The following is a 17,298-nucleotide window of genomic DNA, read 5'->3' on the forward strand; positions in this document are numbered from 1 at the left end:
ACAGAACAACAGATCATCATAAACAAATGAAAGGTGGTTTTTTATATGTCCAAAAAAAGTCTAAAACTTGGTGTTGCCCTTGCAGCCGGAGCAGGTGTTGCTGCCGTCCTCGCCAAAAATTCCAAATGTAATCCAGTCACTTCAAAGGCCCCAAACAAATCAGCTTCATCAAAAAATTCTGTAAACTCCGACTACCGCAATACAGAACGCGGAAAATACGAAAAAAACAGTAAAGGTATCTATTATACAAACGGAAACTACGAGGCTTTCGCCCGTCCGGAAAAGCCGGAAGGCGTTGATGACAAACATGCATACATCGTAGGAAGCGGACTTGCTTCTCTCGCTGCTGCCTGCTTCCTCGTCCGTGATGCTCAGATGCCCGGTTCCCACATCCACATTCTGGAAGCTATGGATATTGCCGGCGGCGCCTGCGACGGAATCTTTGATCCGACACGCGGTTACGTCATGAGAGGCGGCCGTGAAATGGAAAACCATTTTGAATGCCTCTGGGATCTGTTCCGTAGCATCCCTTCAATCGAAACGCCGGATGTTTCCGTACTGGATGAATATTACTGGCTGAATAAGCATGACCCGAATTATTCTCTCTGCCGTGCAACTGTAAACCGTGGCAAAGATGCCCACACAGACGGTAAATTCAATTTAAGCCAGAAAGGCTGCATGGAGATCATGAAACTCTTCATGACAAAAGATGAAGACCTCTATGATAAGACCATCGAAGATGTTTTCGACGATGAAGTATTTAATTCCACCTTCTGGCTGTACTGGAGAACCATGTTCGCATTCGAAAACTGGCACAGTGCGTTAGAAATGAAGCTATATTTCCAGCGTTTCATCCATCACATTGCAGGACTTCCGGATTTCAGTGCCCTGAAATTCACCAAATACAATCAGTACGAATCCCTGATTCTTCCGATGCAGAAATATCTGGAAGCTGCAGGCGTGGATTTTCAATTCAATACCGAAGTCACCAACGTTATCTTCGAATTCAAAGAAGGCAAAAAAATTGCATCTGCGATCGAATGCAAAGTAAATGGAGTGGAAAAGGGCATCGTCCTTACTGAAAACGACCTCGTATTTGTCACAAACGGAAGCTGTACAGAAGGTACGATCTACGGTGATCAGAACCATGCGCCAAACGGTGATGCAGAAGTCCGTACAAGCGGCTGCTGGTCCCTCTGGAAAAATATCGCAGCACAGGATCCATCTTTCGGACATCCGGAAAAATTCTGCTCCGATATCAGCAAGACCAACTGGGAATCTGCAACCATCACCACACTGGATGACAAAATCATTCCTTATATCACGGATATCTGCAAACGTGATCCACGCACCGGCAAAGTTGTTACCGGCGGTATCGTAAGCTGTCAGGATTCCAAATGGCTTTTAAGCTGGACGATCAACCGTCAGGGACAGTTCAAAGATCAGGACAAAGATAAAGTCTGCGTATGGGTTTATGGTTTATTTACAGATGTACCTGGTGATTATATCAAGAAACCGATGAAAGACTGCACCGGAAAAGAAATTACCGAAGAATGGCTTTACCACCTCGGTGTGCCGGAAGACCAGATTGAAGATCTTGCAGAAAACAGTGCCGTATGCGTTCCGACCATGATGCCTTATATCACTGCATTCTTCATGCCAAGAACAAAAGGCGACCGCCCGGACGTTATCCCGGATGGATGTGTAAACTTCGCATTCCTCGGTCAGTTTGCAGATACACCACGTGACACTGTCTTCACCACAGAATACTCTGTCAGAACTGCTATGGAAGCCGTTTATGGACTTCTCGGTGTTGACCGCGGTGTACCGGAGGTATGGGGAAGCGTTTACGATATCCGTGAACTCTTAAGCAGCAGTGTAAAGCTGATGGACGGCAAATCTCCTCTTGAAATTGACATTCCGGGAGCAAATCTCATCAAAAAACCTCTGCTCCACTTCATCAGGGGAACTGTGATTGAGAAAGTCTTACGTGATTACGATGTCCTGAAAGACGGAATGTAATTCTTATAAAATAGAAAATGTGCAATATTTCTATAATATGTGCTACTGCATCTGAGGATCAGATATGATATCTTAAGAATGCACACATATTCAAGAAAACACCGGAACAGATTTTAACCTGCTCCGGTGTTTTTCTGCAAATTCATATATTCTGTTAATAAATTCTCTTATTATGTTGATTCTCTGATCACCAGTTCTGTATCAAGCAAAAGAGATTTCATCTCCTCCTGTGGATCCTCGATCAGTTCCAGAAGCATTTCACATGCTGTATAACCCATCTGAAATTTCGGCTGATTCACAGTTGTGATCGAAGGTGACGTCATAGAGGATAACTCAATATTATCAAATCCAACCACCAGAATATCCCGCGGTACATGAAGATGAAAACGCTTCGCCGCACGGATCACTGCCGCTGCAAAAACATCAGATATGGTAAAAAATGCATTCGGTCTGCTGTCAGAATTCAGAAGTCTGCACACCGCTGCATAAGCCATCTCGTAACTTACTTCCGGCAGCTGCACGATCCACTGCTTCGGGATCATGACCTCCGCGTTACGAAGTGCATTCATAAATCCTTCCTGACGTCTTCTTGCATATTTGAAGTTTCCCGGTCCGTTGATCAGCGCGATCTTACTTCCTCCATTTGACAGAAGATATTCCGTTGCAAGTTCTGCAGCTCTGGTGTCATCAATACTGACATACGGGTAATCCGCATGTTCATTATATTCACAGCACTGTACCAGCGGAGCGATCACCCGTATCTGATTCAGGCCCTCTTCCGAAACACGATTCAGAAGAATCACGCCTGCTGCATCCACTCTCCGCAGAAGATTGCAGAAATCCAGCAGATTGCCTTTATTCAGATGTGATTCATGGATCAGCAGATGGCATCCATGTGCCTTTGCAGATACTCTCGCACCTCGGATGATTTCCTGATAAAATACATTCTCGATTCCCGGAATGTTCAGAACGATCAACGGCTGTGTCTCCTTCGAAACTGTGACCGTATTTTCTATCTGACAGCCCAGAGAACGCATTGCTTCCTCTACCCGTCGTATCGTCGGCTCTTTTACCAGTTCTCTGTGATTCAGGACTCTCGATACCGTTGCCGGTGATACCTGCGCTTTTTCCGCAATTAATGAAACAGTTATCTTCTTCATATTTTCTCTCTTTTTCAGGTTTTCTAAATTATTTCTATTATTAAGTATAAAGTATTTTTCGCCTGTTTAACAGAGATTTCATTCTGCTTTCTTAAATTTCTGTTTGATCTGAGGTCCCACGATCTGTACCATGATGACGATCAGAAGGATAATTCCCTTGATTGCATTATTGATAAGAGAATCCATTTTAAGGGACACAATAATCTTGTCAATGATCGTATAGGACATTGCACCAAACAGGATTCCGAGGCATTTTCCTTTACCACCTGACATGCTGATTCCGCCAAGTACTGCTGCTGCGATCGCATACATTTCATAGCTGTTTCCTGTGGTTGCCGGGTCAGCAGAAGCATTCATGGCAATCCATAAGAAAGCACCGATGCCAACAAGCGCACCTGCAATCACAAATACAGAAATTTTTACAGCCGCTGTATTGATTCCTGCCATCTGCGCACCTTTCATATTGCTTCCTACTGCATAAACTTTTTTACCGTATTTCGTGCTTGTTGTGATATACACAAAAACAAGTGTCATGATAATAAGGATCAGACCAACGATCGGGATCGTAGATACTTTTCCATTACCAAAATTATAAAGCGTCTGATAAGAAGACTGGCTGTTTGCCATCTTATACACAGAACTCCCGCCGCCGATCAGGGCTTTATCCACATGCTGGCAGAAATACTGCGCAAAAGAACGATAGATCAGCATTGTTGCCAGAGTTACGATAAATGCAGGCATCTGGATCCATCCGACCATCACACCATTGATCAGTCCGCAGAATGCGCCAAACAGAACTGCAAATAAGAATGTAAGCACAATGCTGTTTGTCATGTTAAAAATGATAACGGAAAATCCACCATCCAGAGCCAGCATAGATCCTACAGAAAGGTCGATTTCACCTGTGATACAGATAAGTCCCATACCAAGACCAATGATACCGATTACTGCGGAATGGCGAAATACATTCATCATACCGCTCCAGGTCAGTCCGTTTGTTGTCAGTGCATATACAATAAAAATCGCTACAAAAACAATGATATAACTGTTTTCTCCCAAAAATCCTGCCACACGTCCAGGAACTGTTGTATTCTTTTTACTCATTTTATTTTCCCTCCTCTGCCTGTGCTGCATTTGTTGAATACATCATAACTGTCATCTCGTCGATTTCCTGATGTTCCAGAATCTTAATGATTTCTCCGTTATAAAATACTGCACAGTAATCGGCAACCTTCTGAATCTCCGGTATTTCCAAAGTATTGATCAGAATCGTTTTGCCCTGCTTTGCAAGTTCCAGGATCAGTTTGTAGATTTCCGCTTTTGCGCCTACATCTATTCCCTGTGTCGGATTATCCAGAAGAAGGATTTCCGCATCTGTATTCAGCCAGCGTGCAAGAAAAACTTTCTGCTGATTTCCACCACTTAAGGAAGTGATCAGGTCTTCGCAGGAATTTGCCTTGATATTCAGCATTTCTTTATATTTTTTGTAATTTTTAATCTCTTTCTTTTTGGAGATAGCCGGTTTCCATGCAGAAAGCGTATGTTCTGACAGATACATGTTCTCCAGAATACTCATATCCGGAATTACAGAATTTTCTTTTCTGTTGGATGCCAGCATAGCAATCTGGTCTTTCATTGCTGTATGGATGGAATGATCCCGCATGACTTTACCCATTGCACGCATTTCGCCGCTGTAGGCTCTCGTCACACCAAACATACACTGCATCAGTTCACTGCTTCCGGCACCCTGAAGTCCGGTCAGTCCGACGATGCTGCCTTTTTTTACCGTCAGATTTATATTGCGAAAACCTTCTCCGCTGAAATTCTTCAGTTCCAGGATCGTATCGCCGAGTGGTCGTTTTTCGTATACATCCTGATCCGAGTATTTCTCCCCAACCATCATACGTGTAACGTCTTCCGGTGTAGTATCTTTGATATTTCCAGAACCTATAAATTCTCCGTTTCGGAATACGGTATATCGGTCTGACAGACGGAAAATCTCCGGCATTTTATGTGAAATAAAGATAAAGGAAGTTCCCTTTTTCTTTAAATTGTTTACGATTTCAAACAGATGTGCCACCTCATCATTGTTTAAGGATGTTGTCGGCTCATCCAGAATCAGAAGTTTTGCTTTAAAAAACAGCGCTTTTGATATTTCAAGCAACTGTTTCTGGCTCGTTTTCAGTTTGGAAACCTGCTGTGTCGGATCAATATCCACTCCCAGTTCATGAAACAGTCTCTCTGCCTCCTGAATCATCTTTTTCTTATCCAGGCGGCCCAGTTTTGTTGTGTATTCTTTCTGAAGGAATATATTTTCATAAACTTTCAGATCATTAAACAAATTTAATTCCTGATGTACAAAAGCAATTCCCATATTTTCGGACTGCCTGATCGTAATATTTTTTAATTCGGTTCCATCAAATTCGATTTCGCCTTTATCTCGCGGAAATACACCTGTCAAAACATTCATAAGTGTTGATTTTCCCGCACCATTCTCACCGAGAAGTGCATGCACTTCTCCTTGTTCTACTGTAAGCTGTACGTTTTTCAGTACAGGAATCCCACTGAAGGACTTACAGATATTCCTCATCTGCAATAAACTCATAATTCTCGCCTCCCCGCCCGGTCTGTCGGACTTTTTGATACACTGCTCTGATACACATTCACTTAATTATCTGACAGAAGGGAACTTTTCAGTTCCCTTCGCCATTTCTGTCTTATTAAAAAGAATTATATCACAAAAAATGCTCGATTTAGAAAGAAGGATAATCTTTTACGTTGTCCTTATTTACGATTTCGCAGGCAATTACGTGATCCTGTTCTACATCTTTTCCATCCAGATAATCAACCATATCCTGGATTGCTGTCTGGATCATTGCAGGGCTGTAAGTTACAGATACAATACCACCAAACTGATCTGCGATATCTGTGAAGGATTCACCACGAAGTACTGCATAAAGCTCATCCAGTCCGCCACAGCCTGTCAGATAAGGTGTATTTCCGAGGAATTTTTCTTTTGTTGCATCGTCGATTCCGCCGCCCTGAAGAGCTTCAAGGATACCCATTGCAAGTTCATCGTCTTCTGCATAGAACCATTTGATATCTGCGTTGGATGCATCTCCGAGCAGAGATTCATAGGCTGTCTTTGTATCAGAACGGCTCCAGTTCATAGCACCTGAATATGTGATAGATTTCAGATCGTCTTCAGACCATTTTGCATCGTCTGCAATTGTTTTTCCATCGTATTCCAGTTCTCCGGTAAGATACTTTGTAAATCCTTCATCACGGAGAGTTGTTACAGAAGAAGTATCTCCTTCATATACATAAACTGCATCACCAGGTTTCATACCCTGCTCTGTATAGTAAGCTGCACATGCTGCTCCGATACCTTCATTGTCACCTTTTACATTGGATACTGCGCTGTCAGCCACACCATCGATGATACGGTCAAATGCTACGTATGGGATTTCTGCATCAACCAGCTGCTGGATTGCAGACTGAACAGTGTCATCGATTGGCTGAATTACAACTGCAATGTTGTCTTCACCTGCTGCGATGATATCTTCGATGTTAACGATCTGCTCTGCTGCATCTGCAGATGTGATCAGTTCTGCACTGTATGTGCCATCATCATTTACTTCTTCAATTTTTTCTTTTGCAAATGTTGCTACGGAGCCGGTCCAGCCATGATCTTCCGGAGCTGTCAGCACATAAATGTGTGTAGCATCTCCATCTCCATCTGCAAATACAGGAGTAACCATACTACCCATTGTCATAGCAGCGATCAGCATGCAAACTACTGTTTTCTTCATAATTCATTTCCTCCTTTTGGAATGTTTTTGTTTTTAATAAGCGGCTTCTCCGCATTATTTCATTATTTAATGTTTCAATTATTTTTCAGATCACAAACTGTCTCATGTATCTGAGCGAAAGCTTCAGGCTGTCCAGCACTCTTTCTTCGGATCCTTCAAAAGATTTGTCTTCGATTTCTATGCATGTATATCCTTCAAATCCAATGTCTGTTAATGCGGACACGTATTTGCCCCAGTCTACATCTCCCAGTCCCGGAAGTTTCGGTTTCATATACTGAAGCGGATATGCCATCGTACCGCACTCTTTCAGTTTGTCTTTGAAAAGCTTGATATCTTTGTAATGCACGTGGAAAATTTTGTCCTTAAACTCATAAAGCGGCTGGATATAATCAATCATCTGCCATACAAAATGAGACGGATCATAATTGATTCCGATGTAATCACTGTCCAGAATCTCAAAAACTTTTCTCCAGATCACTGGTGTTGTCATCAGGTTCTGTCCACCCGGCCACTGATCTCCGTCAAAAAGCATCGGACAGTTTTCAATCGCAATGCGCACTTTCTTTTCTTCTGCATAACGTACGATCGGAATCCAGATTTCTTTTACCAGCTCCAGATTTTCTTCTACTGTTTTTGTCTGGTCTCTTCCGATAAAAGTTGTAACAAGGTTAATTCCGAGTTTTTTGCTTGCATCGATCACTTTATATAAGTGTTCGATGTTGGCAGCTCTTTTTTTCAGATTTCCGTCCATGGTGTTCGGATAAAATGCCAGCGCGGAAATCTCCACATTCTTTTCTTTGCAATAAGAAAGGATTTCTTCTGCTTCTTTGTCTCCCAGATTTGCTACATCAATATGGCTGACACCCGCGTATCTGCGCTCTGCTTTTGCTTTCGGCCAGCATGCAACTTCCACACATTCGTAACCGATCTCAGAAACCGTATCGATCATCTTTTTGAAATCGTAATCTTCCAGTATTGCACTGACTAATCCTATCTTCACTCTAATTCCTCCTCATCCACGCGAACAGATCTTCCAAGCTCGCTTGATTTCAGACTGCCGAAAATAGCTTTCATTGCACTCAGGACACTCTTTCCTGAAACAGCAGGTTCTATATCATTTTCTACAGACTCTACAAACGCATCAATGATTCCTGATTTTGTCTGATTATCATTTGTCTGAATCTGGTCGATGTCGTAGAAAACTTTTCCACCGTCTTTACGGATCAGTTCGATGCAATATTTCGGATTATGATAAATCTTGAGCATTCCCTCTGTTCCATAGATAATCGTGGAATTATCTTCCTCACCATAATAAGTCCAGCTGGCGGTCATCGTTCCGATGATTCCGCTCTTCATTCTGTAAATGCAGATTGCATTGTCATCTACACCGATCAGATTTCCATTACTGTCTTTCTTATCCAGTGTCGTCACTTTCGCAGTTGTTTCTTCTACTGTATCATCAAGCAGGTACTGGATAAGGTCTGTCTTATGTACACCAAGGTCTGCCATAGCTCCCATAGCAGCTCTCTTTTTATCGAAGAACCAGTTCTGTGGGCCAGCATCTACGCTCCAGGTTTCCGGGCCGCCATGTCCGAATGTTGTTTTGAAAGTAAGAACCTTACCGATATCTCCATGTTCGATGAGTTTTCTTGCTTCTGCATGAGCTTTGGCAAATCTCTGATTCTGTCCGATCATGAGTTTCTTACCCATCTGCTCTGCTGTATCCACCATCATCTGACAGTCTTTTAATTTTGTTGCCATCGGTTTTTCACAAAGTACATGTTTTCCTGCTTTTAATGCAGCAATCGTAATCTCGGCATGTACATGATTTGCCACACATACACTGACTGCATCAATTTCCGGATCTGCCAGCATTTCCTCAACACTTTCATAAGACTTGCAATTATATTTTTCAGCAAGGTCTTTTGCACGCTGCAGATTCAGATCATAAAGGCCAGTCAGTTTTGCATTCGGATTATCCAGATATTCCGGAATATGACGAACCTGTGCAATCTTTCCACAGCCTATAATTCCGACTTTCACCATCTTATCTCCCCCTTTATGATTTCATTTTTTCTTTCATTTTTCGTTTCATTTTTCATATAAAACATATCATTTTTCATAAATACGGTCAATATTTTTATGCTATACGTATATTTTTTCTATGTTTTGCATCTTTTTATTATTTATTTTTGATATTTATTACCATATTTTATGTTTTATTTCTGAAAAGTTTTCATTTCTTTCACATATCCTCGCGGAGCGATTTTATGTAACAGGAACATTACGGAGTAATTTCCTATTACATAAAAAAGATCTCATGGTTTAATCACCACAAGATCTTTTCTGATTTCGCATATATTCCATTATCTCTCATCCGCCGGAAACGTAATACCACACTGCCGTCTCAGTTCATCCATAAGTTTCATGGCATTCAGTGAACGTTCTGTATGACTTTCGGCTTTTTCTTCCCTTCGGATCATTTTTATAAAATATTCCAGCTCATATTTCATGTCATTCAATGGTTCTCTGTGATAAAGAACTTCCTCGGTTCCGTCCCGGTAAACAATCCTGACTGTTTCCGGACAGTCATTCGTCCCCTGAAAAAGAAGCATTCCATTCTCACCCTGAATTTCATTTGGCAGGCTGGAATCTGTAATCTTTGAATACGATACCTCTGCAATCTTGTCCTGATACTTCGCGAGGATATCTCCTGCCCCATCCACACCACTTCGAAGCATAACGGCAAAACCACTGATCTTCTCCGGCATTCCCAAAAGGTACAGCAGTGTGTGCACACAATAAACGCCAATATCCATCAATGCCCCGGCGGAACATTCTCTGCTGAATATATTGTGCTCCTGTCCTTCTTTGAAGCTGTCATATCGGCTGGAATACTGGCAATAAGAAATATTCGCTTTTCGAATTGCGCCCAGCTTATACAGACTATTTTTTATCGCCTGCATTCCCGGATCAAAGACCGGACGAACAGCTTCCAGAAGCACCAGATGTCTTTCCTGCGCTGTACGGAACATTTCTTCTGCTTCTGCATGATTAGATGCAATTGCTTTCTCGCAAAATACATGCTTACCTGCTTTCAGAAGTTTCATCACATGTTTATAATGCATATAATTGGGGCTGGCAACATAAACCGCCTCCACATCCTTATCTGCCACAAGCATGTCCAGACTGTCATAAAACCGCTCTGCTCCCTGCTCCCCGGCAAATTGTTCTGCCTTTTTAATATCACGGGAATATACCGCTACAAGCTTAAATCCTTCACATTCTTTTGCTGCACTTAAAAATTTCTGTGTAATTTTACTCGTTCCGATCGTTGCAAATCCAATAGTAGTATGCATAATATCTGTTTCTCCTTTCCCGTCTCTGCCTGACTTTCTGATAAAAAAAGACACACATCTCTGTATGTCTCTCTGTCATGTCTTATCGAATATTTTCCGGATATTCCACACCTTCCGGCAATGGCTGCCATTCGTTCAGTCCAAGGCTCTGCTTGAACTTAGCCTGTTCAAGTGTCAGCTTCGGAAGATCATCTTTCAGATATTCCATCAGCTCATCAATTCCCTCACGTGTTACGTTGTTGACTTCAAAAATCTGCTCACATCCCATGTTCTCCATCCACTGTCGTACCATCGGAAGATTGGCGTGAGGAGAATCCACCTTTGTGATGATTCCGATCAGCGGTCTCAGAAGAAAGTTTCTGCTGCCATCGCTGAACAGGTTAAAAGGCTCGTTTGCCGCCTGCACGATTGCAATGACATCGGCCTCAAAAGAAAAGCACGCAAGTCCCACACTGAAATGCTTGGACTCCGCGTATTCACCCGGAGAATCGATCGTATCTTCTTTTGTATTTGTATACTGAGTCTTGTGATAGTGCAGCTCTTCTCCCTTCAGTGCCTGTGTCAGAGAAGTTTTGCCCGCCTCACTTCGTCCCATTAAAAAGATTTTTTTCATTCTGTCATCCTGTCCTGTTTCAGCTTCTGTGGATCTCACAGACATCAAAATGTAGTTCGTCGCGGAAAAATCTCACAACTTCTTCAACTGCTGTCATTACCTGAGAGAACCCGCCTGTTATGATCAGTGCTCCGCTGAAACGATCCATAAATCCAACTTCAACATGTGCAGCCTTTACCGCCACATCCGTCGCAACCACAATGGCCTCCCACGGTGTCACACGCATGATCCCGATAGTTTCTCCTCTGTGGTCTTCGCCTTCATGTACTCCGATATGAAGCGCAAGATTCTCATAAACAGAACCATCCGATGGAGTGAATACATGTGCAAAGTCAAGGGATTTACCCGGAACCCGTACCCGTGTCAGTCGAAGTTTCTTTCCTTTAAGATTTTCATAGTCGTCATGAAACAGTCTCTCGAGAAGTTCCTCTCTCGTTATACGTTCTTCCATGCTGTACTTCCTATCTCTTCGTGATGTCACAGACTACATATCCCAGCGTATCACGGAAATACTCCACAACTTCTGTCATCGCAGACATGACATCGGAAATCTCTCCCGTAATAATCATGGTTCCTGTAAAACGGTCTGCAAATCCAAGATAAACGTTACCGCTCTTTACTGCAATATCTGACGCGATAACCGCTGATTCTGACGGTGTCATATTCATGATCCCGATTGCAGATGAACCATAATCCACCTGCGGATTCAGTCCGAGTTTCTGATATATGATCGGAGCCGGGCCGCCCATTACATGCGCAAAGGTAATTTCCTTACCTGCTACCGTCTCCTGTACGATTCTGATCTTATCGCTATGTTCACTTGCCATTGACAGCTCCTCACTTTCGCTATAATGCCTTATACTAAATTGTACTATTTTGTTAATACAAAGTCAAGGTAATTTTCCTTTAAATCAGCACAAAACAACATTTCCTCAAAATAAAATCCACATAAAACAACACTTTTTTCTTTTTATGTTTCTACAAAGTCAAAAAAGCAACTGTTTCAGATAGTTGTCCAAAACAGTTGCTTAATATTGTATCTATTATATTTCATTCATGTAGTGATATGGAATTTTATTTCTGGTACATATCAGACTGGTCACTGTCAAAATAGTTGATACGCATAGATGCCTTAACATCATTCAGTGTCTCAGCTGCTTTTGCTTGTGCAACCTTGCTTCCCTCTTTCAGGATATCAAGTACATCCGGGATACGCTGTTCCCATTCTTTACGTCTTGCACGAATCGGGCCAAGCTCTGCCTGCATAACATTATTCAGAAATTTCTTGACTTTTACATCGCCAAGACCGCCTCTGCGGTAATGATCCTCGAGTTCTTCAAGATTCTGATATTCCGGAAGGAATTCCGGGAAATATTCATCCCTGCAGAATGCTTCCAGATAAATAAATACCGGGTTGCCTTCCACACGTCCCGGATCCTGTACCCGAAGATGATTCGGATCGGTAAACATGGACATGATTTTTTTCTTAACATCGGCTTCTTCATCAGAAAGATAGATGCAGTTGCCGAGAGATTTACTCATTTTAGCTTTGCCATCGATACCAGGCAGACGGAAGCATGCCTTATTTGACGGAAGCACGATCTTCGGATCTGTCAGTGTCTCACCGTAAACAGTATTGAATTTGTGTACAATTTCTTTGCACTGCTCGATCATCGGCATCTGATCCTCACCAACCGGTACATGTGTTGCACGGAAAGCGGTGATGTCTGCTGCCTGGCTGATCGGGTAACAGAAAAATCCAACAGGAATGCTGGCTTCAAAATTTCTCATCTGAATCTCGGATTTTACGGTAGGGTTACGCTGTACACGTGCCACTGTAACAAGATTCATATAATAAAATGTAAGCTCTGTCAGTTCCGGTACCATGGACTGGATAAAAATCGTAGATTTCGCCGGATCGATTCCGCATGCCAGATAATCCAGTGCAACCTGAATGATATTCTGACGTACTTTTTCCGGATGCTCTGCATTGTCCGTCAGTGCCTGTGCATCAGCGATCATAATATAAACTTCATCGTAATCACCGGAATTCTGAAGCTTCACACGCTCCTTCAGTGATCCTACGTAATGTCCTACGTGAAGTTTTCCGGTAGGACGATCCCCTGTTAAAATTACCTGTTTCATTTATTCCTTCTCCTCAGAGCGCTCTTTTGCAGCTTCAGGCGCCTCTTTCTCAGTATTTTCTCCCGTTTCTCCTGCTGCTTCTGTTGCTGCTCCTTTTTCCAGATCTCTCAAAACTTCCTCACAGCCTTCTTCCGGTGTTCTTTCTTCATACGGAACAAAACCTGCATGATGTCCTACGTATTTGTATGCAGGACGGATGATCTTGCTTGCATTAAGGATTTCTTCAAGACGATGTGCACTCCATCCAGGAATACGCGCAATGGCGAAAATCGGAGTAAACAGCTCTTTTGGGATTCCAAGCATAGTATATACGAAACCGCTGTAAAAGTCTACGTTTGCACAGACATTTTTGAAAAGTCTGCGCTGCTCCATAACAAGTCTTCCACCCAGACGTTCTACCAGTTCATACAATGCAAATTCTTTCATCATGCCCTTTTCCTGAGCAAGTTCTCTGGCAAATCTCTTGAGGATCACTTCACGTGGATCGGAAAGTGTATAAACTGCATGTCCCATACCATAGATCAGACCGGTATGGTCAAATGCCTCTTTATCAAGGATCTTACGGAGATAATTTTCCACTTCTTTCTCATCGGACCAGTCTTTTACGTTTGCCTTGATGTCCTCGAACATATTCTGCACTTTCAGGTTTGCACCACCATGACGAGGTCCCTTCAGAGAACCGATGGATGCTGCAATAGAAGAATACGTATCGGTGCCGGATGAAGTAACTACATGCGTAGTAAATGTAGAGTTGTTACCACCACCATGCTCTGCATGAAGAATGAGTGCAATATCCAGAACCTTCGCTTCCAGTTCAGTGTATTTGCCATCCGGACGGAGCATCAGAAGGATGTTTTCCGCGAGGGACAATCCCCTCTGAGGATTACGGATAAACAGCGTCTCATCTTTACGGAAATGTCTGTAGGAATGATAGGAATATACCGCAATGAGCGGAAGCTTCGCAATCATCTCAATACTCTGACGAAGAACATTCTCTGCGGAAATATCTTCTGCTTTTGAATCGTAGGTATACAATGTCAGAATACATCTCTGCATTGCATTCATGATATCACTGTTGGATGCTTTCATAACAACATCTCGAACAAAACGTCCTGAAAGTGTTTCGAAGTTTTCCATAACGTTTTTGAATATCTGCATATCTTTTTCAGAAGGAAGTCTTCCGAATAATAAAAGATATATTGTCTCTTCGAAGCCGAATTTGCGGTCTTTCAGTCCATCTACGATATCGTTTACATTATATCCCTGATAATAAAGTCTGCCGTGTGCCGGAATCTTACGCCCATTTACCAGATCATATCCTGTGACATCAGAAATCTCGGTAAGTCCTGTCAGGACACCTTTACCTGCTGAGTCACGGAGACCTCTTTTTACATCATATTCTACATACAGATTCGGGTTGATCCGGTGACCATTCATCAGCTCTTCCCCAAGCAGTTCCATGCTGTCCCGCAGGCTGCCCATCTCTTCAAGATTCATCATTTCATGATCTGCCATTTTCTCTCTTCCTCCATCTCGCACTATTCTCCCGTGACACTTATATTTCTTCAGGTGTATCACGCGTTCATACTTTACAAAGCTAAATTGCTTTCATTTTACACGAATATACATAAAAATACAATAGATATACGCAGAAAACTTTCATATTAAAAAGTTTTACAGCGCAAAAATACCGGTGGATAGATTTTCATCTTCCGCCGGTATCCATAGCACCATTAGTTTTCTTTCATAATCTTAATGAGCTTATTGACATTTTCTACATTCCATTCACCAATCTCCAGCTCTGCATATGGAATATTCTGATCACCGGAGTCCGGATTATGATACCATACACATTTTGCTCCGGCGGCTTTTGCTGCCCTTCCGCCATTTGTAGAATCTTCAATGATCAGGCATTCCTGTGGGCTTACCCCCAGTTTTTCCATTGCACGCAGAAATACATCTGGTGCCGGTTTTGGCTCGGCAACTTCCCTGCCGCTTGTTATGCTCTGGAAACAATCACGTACATCCAGTACATTCAGAGTTTCTTCTATTACATCTGTGGGAGAGGAAGATGCAACAGCCAGAATATACCCTGCCTCTTTAAGTTTACTTACAGCTTCTTTCACCCCTGAAAGAAAAGGAAAACCATCACGCTCAACAATTTCTTTTTTCTTCTGCTGCATTTTTTTCAGAAGTTCATCCGGATCTCTTTTTAATTTTCCAAATCTTTCTTCAAGCAACTGTATCAGATATTCTCTTGTCGAACCGATGCATGGCTTATAAATATCATACGTCAGATTTATTCCATCTTCTTCCATAAGAATTTTCCAGCACTTAAAATGCAGTGGTTCTGTATTTATCAGGACACCATCCATGTCAAAAATGATTGCTTTCATATCTTTCCTGCCTGTTTTTATTCAAGATTCGCATGCAATTTAAACATTTCTTCTTCTGTTCTTCCTGTTTTTTTCATCAGGATCATGATCACGGCATCGTATACAAGCCAGGTCATCTGCTCAAAAGCATTTCCCATAGGCTGTACAGACTTCACCGTATCTTCCAGATTGCTCTTTGGGGTTGCACCCGGAATGCAGATCCACGCCTCGGAAAGTTTTCCGATCGAAGCTTCCGGATGTATGGTAACTGTAATAACAGATGCTCCAATCTTCTTTGCCTTCTGTGCCATTACCACAAGGCTTCCTGTCTCTCCGCTTCCGGAGCCGATAACAAGAAGATCACTGGCCTTAATCGCCGGTGTTGTCGGTTCTCCGACAAAAAATACAGTCAGACCCATATGCATCAATCTGTTGGCAAAAGCACGTGCCACAAATCCGGAACGTCCTGCACCTGCAACAAAAATTCTGTCAGCTTTCAGGATCGCGTCGGCAAATTTCTCCATTTCATCCTGTGAAACTCTTTTTTCATTTTCTGTAAGTTCCTGAAGTATACTCTTTAAAATAGTCTCTGCCATGACCGTCTCCTTTTATTGTAACTGCATATAAATTTCTTTTGCTGCCGCTGCCGGATCCTCTGCATGGCAGATGCCGCCTCCTACGATCAGCACATCAGGATGATATTCGATATAATCTTTTACTGTATCTGCATGGATGCCGCCTGCAACAGAGATCTTTGCTTTTTGGGCTGCGGCACTCATGACCTTCAGATCGTCCAGAGGCGTTCTTCCGATTGCCTGCTGATCTGTGCCTGTATGAACAGCGAGTCCATGGACACCAATCTCTTCCAGTTTTGCAATTCTTTCTTCCATGTTTTCCACACAGATCATATCAACAACGATTTCTTTACCGTATTTTTCTGCTGCCTCTTTGCATCCCTGTATCGTCAGATTATCGGTTACACCAAGTACTGTAACATAATCCGCCCCTGCTTTCAGCGCTTCTTCTGCCTCATAATAACCGGCATCCATGATCTTCATATCAGCCAGTATCTCTTTGTCCGGAAAATGCTCTTTCATAGTCCGGACAGCCTGCATTCCATATTCGTATACAAAAGGTGTGCCGATCTCAATAATATCAATATAATCTCTGACCTTTTTTACCAGTTCCAAAGCACCTTCCAAAGTAACATCATCCAATGCAATCTGTAATTTCATGTTTTTCTCCTATTCAAGATTTGCGTGGTATTCCCAAAGTTTGTCAAGTTCCAGATGTTTGTCCCTCACAAGCATCAACGCTGTCGTATCTCCGAAAAGAAGAAGACTCTGTTCAAAAAGTGATGTCATAGGCTGTTCAGAATGGATTTCATCCGGTGCTTTTGCACGGCTTTCAACCGGAATACGCACAAATAAATCTGCCACATCTTTCAGTCCGCTGTCTGGATTGCTTCCTATATGAATCACTTTGGCCCCGATTGCTTTGGCTTTTCCTGCAATTCCTGCCGGAAACATGGTCTCACCGCTTCCGGAACCAACGATCAACACATCATCTTTTGTGATTGCCGGCTCGGTGATCTGTCCGACGATCACTGTATCAATGCCAAGATGTGCATATCTTTTTGCCATTGCCTCGAGTGACAGAAGCACTCTGCCTACGCCTACAAAAAATACCTTTCTTGCCACTGTGAGCATTTCCAGATATTCCAGAACTTTTTCCGGCTCAATTGCTTTCAGTGCTTTAGTGCATTCTTCTATCACAAGTGCTGCAGACTCTGCATAATCTTCTGCCTTCATA

At 42.5% G+C, this 17,298-nt stretch carries 17 protein-coding genes; 1 reads left to right on the forward strand and 16 read right to left on the reverse strand.

Features of this window, described 5'->3' with window-relative positions; all coding sequences use genetic code 11:
• Nucleotides 1-45 precede the first annotated feature (45 nt).
• The gene (locus BQ7344_RS06170) at nt 46-2,022 is read left to right on the forward strand and encodes an oleate hydratase (RefSeq protein WP_072521864.1); all 1,977 of its coding nucleotides are present in this window, start codon (nt 46-48) and stop codon (nt 2,020-2,022) included.
• A 170-nt stretch (nt 2,023-2,192) separates the two neighbouring features.
• Here the strand turns inward: BQ7344_RS06170 and BQ7344_RS06175 are convergent, their stop codons facing one another.
• The 16 genes from BQ7344_RS06175 to hxlB (BQ7344_RS06250) all read right to left on the reverse strand — a co-directional run bounded on the left by BQ7344_RS06175 (nt 2,193) and on the right by hxlB (BQ7344_RS06250) (nt 17,297).
• Nucleotides 2,193-3,182 (reverse strand): LacI family DNA-binding transcriptional regulator, encoded by a 990-nt coding sequence (locus BQ7344_RS06175; RefSeq protein ID WP_072521865.1) that lies wholly within the window; start codon nt 3,180-3,182, stop codon nt 2,193-2,195.
• 78 nt (nt 3,183-3,260) lie between these two features.
• Nucleotides 3,261-4,286 carry an ABC transporter permease gene (locus BQ7344_RS06180; RefSeq protein WP_072521866.1) on the reverse strand — a complete coding sequence of 342 codons (1,026 nt, stop codon included), beginning with the start codon at nt 4,284-4,286 and terminating at the stop codon, nt 3,261-3,263.
• 1 nt (nt 4,287) lies between these two features.
• Nucleotides 4,288-5,787, reverse strand: coding sequence for a sugar ABC transporter ATP-binding protein (locus BQ7344_RS06185; protein ID WP_072521867.1), 1,500 nt, complete (start codon nt 5,785-5,787; stop codon nt 4,288-4,290).
• Between the two features lie 148 nt (nt 5,788-5,935).
• Entirely contained in the window at nt 5,936-6,994 is a 1,059-nt protein-coding gene (locus BQ7344_RS06190; RefSeq protein WP_072521868.1) for a substrate-binding domain-containing protein, read from the reverse strand.
• Nucleotides 6,995-7,079: 85 nt separating this feature from the next.
• Nucleotides 7,080-7,994 (reverse strand): sugar phosphate isomerase/epimerase family protein, encoded by a 915-nt coding sequence (locus tag BQ7344_RS06195; protein ID WP_072521869.1) that lies wholly within the window; start codon nt 7,992-7,994, stop codon nt 7,080-7,082.
• The gene (locus BQ7344_RS06200; protein WP_072521870.1) at nt 7,991-9,040 is read right to left on the reverse strand and encodes a Gfo/Idh/MocA family protein; all 1,050 of its coding nucleotides are present in this window, start codon (nt 9,038-9,040) and stop codon (nt 7,991-7,993) included. The genes BQ7344_RS06195 and BQ7344_RS06200 overlap by 4 nt, the downstream gene beginning before the upstream one ends.
• Nucleotides 9,041-9,360: 320 nt before the next feature.
• Nucleotides 9,361-10,353, reverse strand: a complete 993-nt coding sequence (locus BQ7344_RS06205) for a Gfo/Idh/MocA family protein (RefSeq protein WP_072521871.1) — start codon at nt 10,351-10,353, stop codon at nt 9,361-9,363.
• Between the two features lie 82 nt (nt 10,354-10,435).
• A complete protein-coding gene (locus BQ7344_RS06210; RefSeq protein ID WP_072523373.1) occupies nt 10,436-10,966 on the reverse strand; it encodes a EutP/PduV family microcompartment system protein in 531 nt (176 codons plus the stop codon).
• Nucleotides 10,967-10,985: 19 nt separating this feature from the next.
• Complete coding sequence (locus tag BQ7344_RS06215; RefSeq protein WP_072521872.1) at nt 10,986-11,417, reverse strand: BMC domain-containing protein; 432 nt, start codon at nt 11,415-11,417, stop codon at nt 10,986-10,988.
• A gap of 10 nt (nt 11,418-11,427) precedes the next feature.
• Nucleotides 11,428-11,793: a BMC domain-containing protein gene (locus BQ7344_RS06220; protein ID WP_072521873.1), complete on the reverse strand. Its 366-nt coding sequence runs from the start codon at nt 11,791-11,793 to the stop codon at nt 11,428-11,430.
• Nucleotides 11,794-12,040: 247 nt separating this feature from the next.
• Entirely contained in the window at nt 12,041-13,111 is a 1,071-nt protein-coding gene (gene trpS, locus BQ7344_RS06225; protein WP_072521874.1) for a tryptophan--tRNA ligase, read from the reverse strand.
• A complete protein-coding gene (locus BQ7344_RS06230; protein ID WP_072521875.1) occupies nt 13,112-14,626 on the reverse strand; it encodes a citrate/2-methylcitrate synthase in 1,515 nt (504 codons plus the stop codon).
• Between the two features lie 218 nt (nt 14,627-14,844).
• The gene (locus BQ7344_RS06235; protein ID WP_072521876.1) at nt 14,845-15,507 is read right to left on the reverse strand and encodes an HAD family hydrolase; all 663 of its coding nucleotides are present in this window, start codon (nt 15,505-15,507) and stop codon (nt 14,845-14,847) included.
• A gap of 17 nt (nt 15,508-15,524) precedes the next feature.
• The gene (hxlB, locus tag BQ7344_RS06240; protein ID WP_072521877.1) at nt 15,525-16,082 is read right to left on the reverse strand and encodes a 6-phospho-3-hexuloisomerase; all 558 of its coding nucleotides are present in this window, start codon (nt 16,080-16,082) and stop codon (nt 15,525-15,527) included.
• A gap of 12 nt (nt 16,083-16,094) precedes the next feature.
• Nucleotides 16,095-16,721: a 3-hexulose-6-phosphate synthase gene (gene hxlA, locus BQ7344_RS06245; RefSeq protein ID WP_072521878.1), complete on the reverse strand. Its 627-nt coding sequence runs from the start codon at nt 16,719-16,721 to the stop codon at nt 16,095-16,097.
• A gap of 9 nt (nt 16,722-16,730) precedes the next feature.
• Complete coding sequence (gene hxlB, locus BQ7344_RS06250) at nt 16,731-17,297, reverse strand: 6-phospho-3-hexuloisomerase (RefSeq protein ID WP_072521879.1); 567 nt, start codon at nt 17,295-17,297, stop codon at nt 16,731-16,733.
• Between the last annotated feature and the right edge of the window lies 1 nt (nt 17,298).

The organism is Blautia sp. Marseille-P3087 (assembly GCF_900120195.1).
In the GTDB taxonomy this organism is placed as follows: domain Bacteria; phylum Bacillota; class Clostridia; order Lachnospirales; family Lachnospiraceae; genus Blautia_A.